General features: G+C 72.9%; 4 protein-coding genes. All 4 read right to left on the bottom strand.

Going from position 1 to position 4,017, the window contains the following annotated elements; genetic code table 11:
* Positions 1–65 precede the first annotated feature (65 nt).
* A complete protein-coding gene (gene serC / locus C665_RS18805) occupies positions 66–1,157 on the bottom strand; it encodes a 3-phosphoserine/phosphohydroxythreonine transaminase (RefSeq protein WP_004326947.1) in 1,092 nt (363 codons plus the stop codon).
* Positions 1,158–1,162: 5 nt separating this feature from the next.
* The gene (locus C665_RS18800; protein ID WP_004326945.1) at positions 1,163–1,663 is read right to left on the bottom strand and encodes a urate hydroxylase PuuD; all 501 of its coding nucleotides are present in this window, start codon (positions 1,661–1,663) and stop codon (positions 1,163–1,165) included.
* Positions 1,664–1,765: 102 nt separating this feature from the next.
* The gene (gene pqqE, locus C665_RS18795; protein WP_004326941.1) at positions 1,766–2,911 is read right to left on the bottom strand and encodes a pyrroloquinoline quinone biosynthesis protein PqqE; all 1,146 of its coding nucleotides are present in this window, start codon (positions 2,909–2,911) and stop codon (positions 1,766–1,768) included.
* Between the two features lie 92 nt (positions 2,912–3,003).
* The coding region (locus C665_RS18790; protein WP_004326939.1) for an alpha/beta fold hydrolase at positions 3,004–4,017 on the bottom strand (1,014 nt) is incomplete at its 5' end.

The following is a 4,017-nucleotide window of genomic DNA, read 5'->3' as shown; positions in this document are numbered from 1 at the left end:
CGTGGCGTCCTTGTCGATGCCGCCGGCCAGACCCGGGCGGGCGTGCCAGGGGAAGGTCGCCCGGCTCATCCGCGACGGCGGGCGAAGTCCGCCATGAAGCCGGCCAGCGCGTCGGCGCCGGCCTGCGGCATGGCGTTGTAGAGACTGGCGCGCAGCCCGCCGACCTGGCGGTGGCCGCGCAGGTTGTGCAGGCCTCGGGACGCGGCCGCGGCGAGGAAGGGTTCGGTGAGGGCGTCGTCGGCGAGATGGAAGCGGACATTGACCGGCGAGCGGTGCGCGACGGCCACCGGGGCGCGGTAGAAGCCGCCGCTGCCGTCGATCGCCGCGTACAGCGTGGCCGCCTTGCGCCGGTTGGCGGCGCCCATCGCGGCCAGCCCGCCGGATTCGGCGATCCAGTCGAAGACCAGGCCGGCGAGGTGGATCGCGAGTGTCGGCGGGGTATTGAGGCAGCTGTCGGCCTCGGCCTGGCGGCGGTAGCTCAGCGCCGCGGGCACCGCGGGCGCGGCGCGCTCGAGCAGGTCCTCGCGCACCACCAGCACGCACAGCCCGGCGACGCCGAGGTTCTTCTGCGCGCTGGCGTAGAGCAGGCCGAAGCGGGCGAGGTCGAGCGGCGCGGTGAGCAGGCACGAGGTGGCGTCGGCCACCAGCGGGACCTCGCCGGTGTCGGGCAGGGCCGGGTAGGCGAGGCCGTCGACCGTCTCGTTGGGGGTGATGTGGCAGTAGGCGCAGTCGGCGGGCAGGTCCCAGCGCCCGGCCGGGGGCGCGGCGAGCGGCACGTCGCCGGGGAAGCCGGGCGCGGCGACCACCTCGCAGTAGCGCCGCGCCTCGGCGATCGCGCGCTGCGCCCAGTAGCCGGAATCGGCGTAGGCCGCGCGCCGCGCGTGGCCGAGCAGGTTCATCGGCACCAGCGCGAACTGCTGCATCGCACCGCCGGCGAGGAAGAGGATGCGGTAGTTCGCGGGCAGCTCGAGGAGCTGCGCCAGGCGTTCGCGCGCGCGGCTCAGCGTCGCGCGGAAGTCCGCGCCGGTGAACGGGCGCTCGAGCGCCGAGGCGCCTTCCGCGCCGCGCACGAACAGGCCGTCGCGCGCGCGCTCGAGCACCGCGTCGGGCAGGCGCGCCGGGCCGGCGGCGAAGTTCCAGGCGGTGGCGGGATTCATCGCGTTCAGCCCGCCAGACCGCCGTGGCTGCTCGCCGCCATGAAGAACAGCAGCGGGATCGACAGCATGGTGTTGGTGCGCGAGGACAGGTGGGTGATGCGCGAGCAGCGCAGGCGCTCGTCCACGCTCGCCGGCACCAGGCCGAGCACCTTCTGCTGGTGCGGCCACAGCACGAACCAGACGTTGAGCATCATGAAAGTGCCGATCCAGGTGCCCAGCCCGATCGGCGCCAGCGCGCCGTCGAGCATGAGCGCGTCAGGCAGCCAGCCGCGCTGCCACAGCATCAGCAGGCCGGCGCTCCACGCCACCACCGAGGCCCAACGGAAGAAGCCGTGCTCGCGGTTGAGCAGGGACTGGAAGCGCGGGCTGGTGTCGTCGGTGAGGTCGGTGGCGGCGAGCGGCCGCCAGCCCGGACGCTGCACCACGCTGGAGTAGTTGTGGCCGACCCAGAGGATGCCTGCGATGAAGTGCGTCCAGCGCAGTGCGAGATCGAACAGCGGGTCCATGGCGCTTCAGCCGGCGACGAGTGGCAGCAGGAGGGCGAGCACCGCGGTGAGCAGCAGCCCGAGCGCGATCGTGCCGGTGGCGGTGTCGTAGGGATGGCGCATTCAGTCCTCCATGAAGGCGGTGGATACGGCGCCGGCGGCGCGCTTGACGAGCGGCTTGCGGAAGCGCAGCGGCGCCGCCACCCCGGCCACCGCCTGCTGCACCAGGTGATGGTGCGGCGAGCGGCTGCACGCCGGGTCGGTGTTGGCGGCGTCGCCGGTGAGCAGGAAGGCCTGGCAGCGGCAGCCGCCGAAGTCCTTCTCCTTCTCCGCACAGGACCCGCAGGGCTCGGGCAGCCAGTCCAGGCCGCGGTACTTGCGGAACAGCGGCGACTCGTGCCAGATCCAGCCAAGCGGTCGGTCGCGCACCGACTCGAACGCCAGCCCGGGGATCACGCGCGCCTCCTGGCAGGGCATGGCGACGCCGTCGGGCGCGATCGTGAGGTGGATCGCGCCCCAGCCGTTCATGCACGCCTTGGGGCGGCCCTCGTAGTAGTCGGGGATCACGAAGTAGATCGTCATCGCCTTGCCGAGCTTCGCGCGCCATTCATTGACCACGCGTTCGGCCTCGCGCACCTGCTCGAGGGTGGGCATCAGTTCGTCGCGGTTCATCAGCGCCCAGTTGTAGTACTGGATGTTGGCGAACTCGATGTACTCGACGCCGAGCCCGGCGGCCCACTCGATCATCTCGCCGATCAGCTCGATGTTGTGGCGGAACACCGGCATGTTGAGCACCATCGGGAAGCCGTGCGCCTTGATCAGGCGCGCGGCCTCGAGCTTGTGCGCGTGGGCGCGCGCGCCCACCAGCGCGTCGGTGAGCCCGGGGCGGGTCGACTGCAGCGAGAGCTGGATCTGCTTGAGGCCGGCGGCCTTGAGGGCGAGCAGGCGTTCTTCGCTCAGGCCGATGCCCGAGGTGATCAGGTTGGTGTAGAAGCCCAGCCCGTCGGCGTGCGCGACCAGCTCTTCCAGGTCGGCGCGCTGCAGTGGCTCGCCGCCGGTGAAGCCGAGCTGCAGCGCGCCGATCGCGCGTGCGTCCCGCAGCACCTGCTTCCACTCCTCGGTCGACAGCTCCTTCGCGGCGTAGTCCTCGAAGTCGAGCGGGTTGTTGCACCAGGTGCACTTGAGCGGGCAGCGATAGGTCAGCTCCAGCGACAGCCACAAGGGCTTGCCCTGGCCGTCGAGGCTGAGTCCGTGGGTTTCCTTGGGCATGGCGTGCATCCTCCGGTGTCGATGCGGCCATGTTGCCCGTCGTCCGGGGGCGTGGCGTCCTGATGCTCTGCGATGCGGGCTGGCGATTTTCTTTAGCGGCTGCGGCGGGGGTGGGCGCCGCGGTGGGCGCACTCTGCGACACGGTCGAGTGCGGCGACGCAGGCGGCGGCGATCGCCGCATCCAGCCCGGAGTGGCCCGCGCCGGCGACCTCGGTGTAGTCCGCCGCCGGCCATGCGCGGTGCAGCGCGCGCGCAGTGGCGGGCGGGCACACCGGATCGTCGGCGCCATGCACGATCGCCGCCGGCAGGTGGCGCAAGGCCGCGCAGGTGGCGAGCAGGCGTGCGGCGTCGGTGAAGCAGCCGTGGGCGAGGTAATGCGCCTGGATGCGCGCCTTGGCGAGTTCGCGGGCGTCGGGCGGGGCGGCGAGCGGCGGCTCGCCCATCAGCGCGCGCTCGTGGTCCAGCCAGTGGCGCGCGGCGGCGCACCTCGTCTCGGGGCGGCCGGCGAGCATGCGGCGGCACCAGGTGGCGAGCAGATCGTCTTCCGCGTGCCGGGATCGGGCCCGGGGCAAGCGGATGAGCGCTTCCTCCGCGAGGCGCTGGCGCAGCCCGGGTGCGCGTGGAGGAATGCGCTCGGTGTAGGTACGCAGTTCCGCCGGCGAGCCGAGGAAGATGCCGCGCAGCACCAGACCCGCGACGCGATGCGGGTGCGCGCCGGCGTATTCGAGCGCGAGCAGGCTGCCCCAGGAGCCGCCGAACACGATCCAGCGCTCGATCGCCAGCGCTGTGCGGATGCGCTCGATGTCGGCGACGAGGTGGGCGGTGGTATTGGCGCGCAGGCCGCCGAGCGGCGTGCTGCGACCGCCGCCGCGCTGGTCGAAGAGCACGGCGCGAAATCGTGCGGGGTCGAACAGCCCGCGCTGGCGTGGGCTGCAGCCGCTGCCCGGGCCACCGTGCAGGAAGACCACCGGGATGCCGTCGGCGCGGCCGCATTCCTCCACGTGCAGCACGTGGCCGCTCCCCACCGCGAGGCGGTGCGTGCAGAACGGCGCCGCCTCGGCCCACAGCGGCGGCGCGCCGCGCGAGGGCGCCGGGGCGGCGTCCAT

The organism is Thauera aminoaromatica S2, assembly GCF_000310185.1.
Lineage (GTDB): Bacteria > Pseudomonadota > Gammaproteobacteria > Burkholderiales > Rhodocyclaceae > Thauera > Thauera aminoaromatica.
This window is presented reverse-complemented; position numbering and strand designations above follow the sequence as displayed.

Coding starts and splice junctions, on each gene's coding strand:
- serC (WP_004326947.1), bottom strand. CDS start 1,157: ATGAATCCCGCCACCGCCTGGAACTTCGCCGCCGGCCCGGCGCGCCTG.
- C665_RS18800 (WP_004326945.1), bottom strand. CDS start 1,663: ATGGACCCGCTGTTCGATCTCGCACTGCGCTGGACGCACTTCATCGCA.
- pqqE (WP_004326941.1), bottom strand. CDS start 2,911: ATGCCCAAGGAAACCCACGGACTCAGCCTCGACGGCCAGGGCAAGCCC.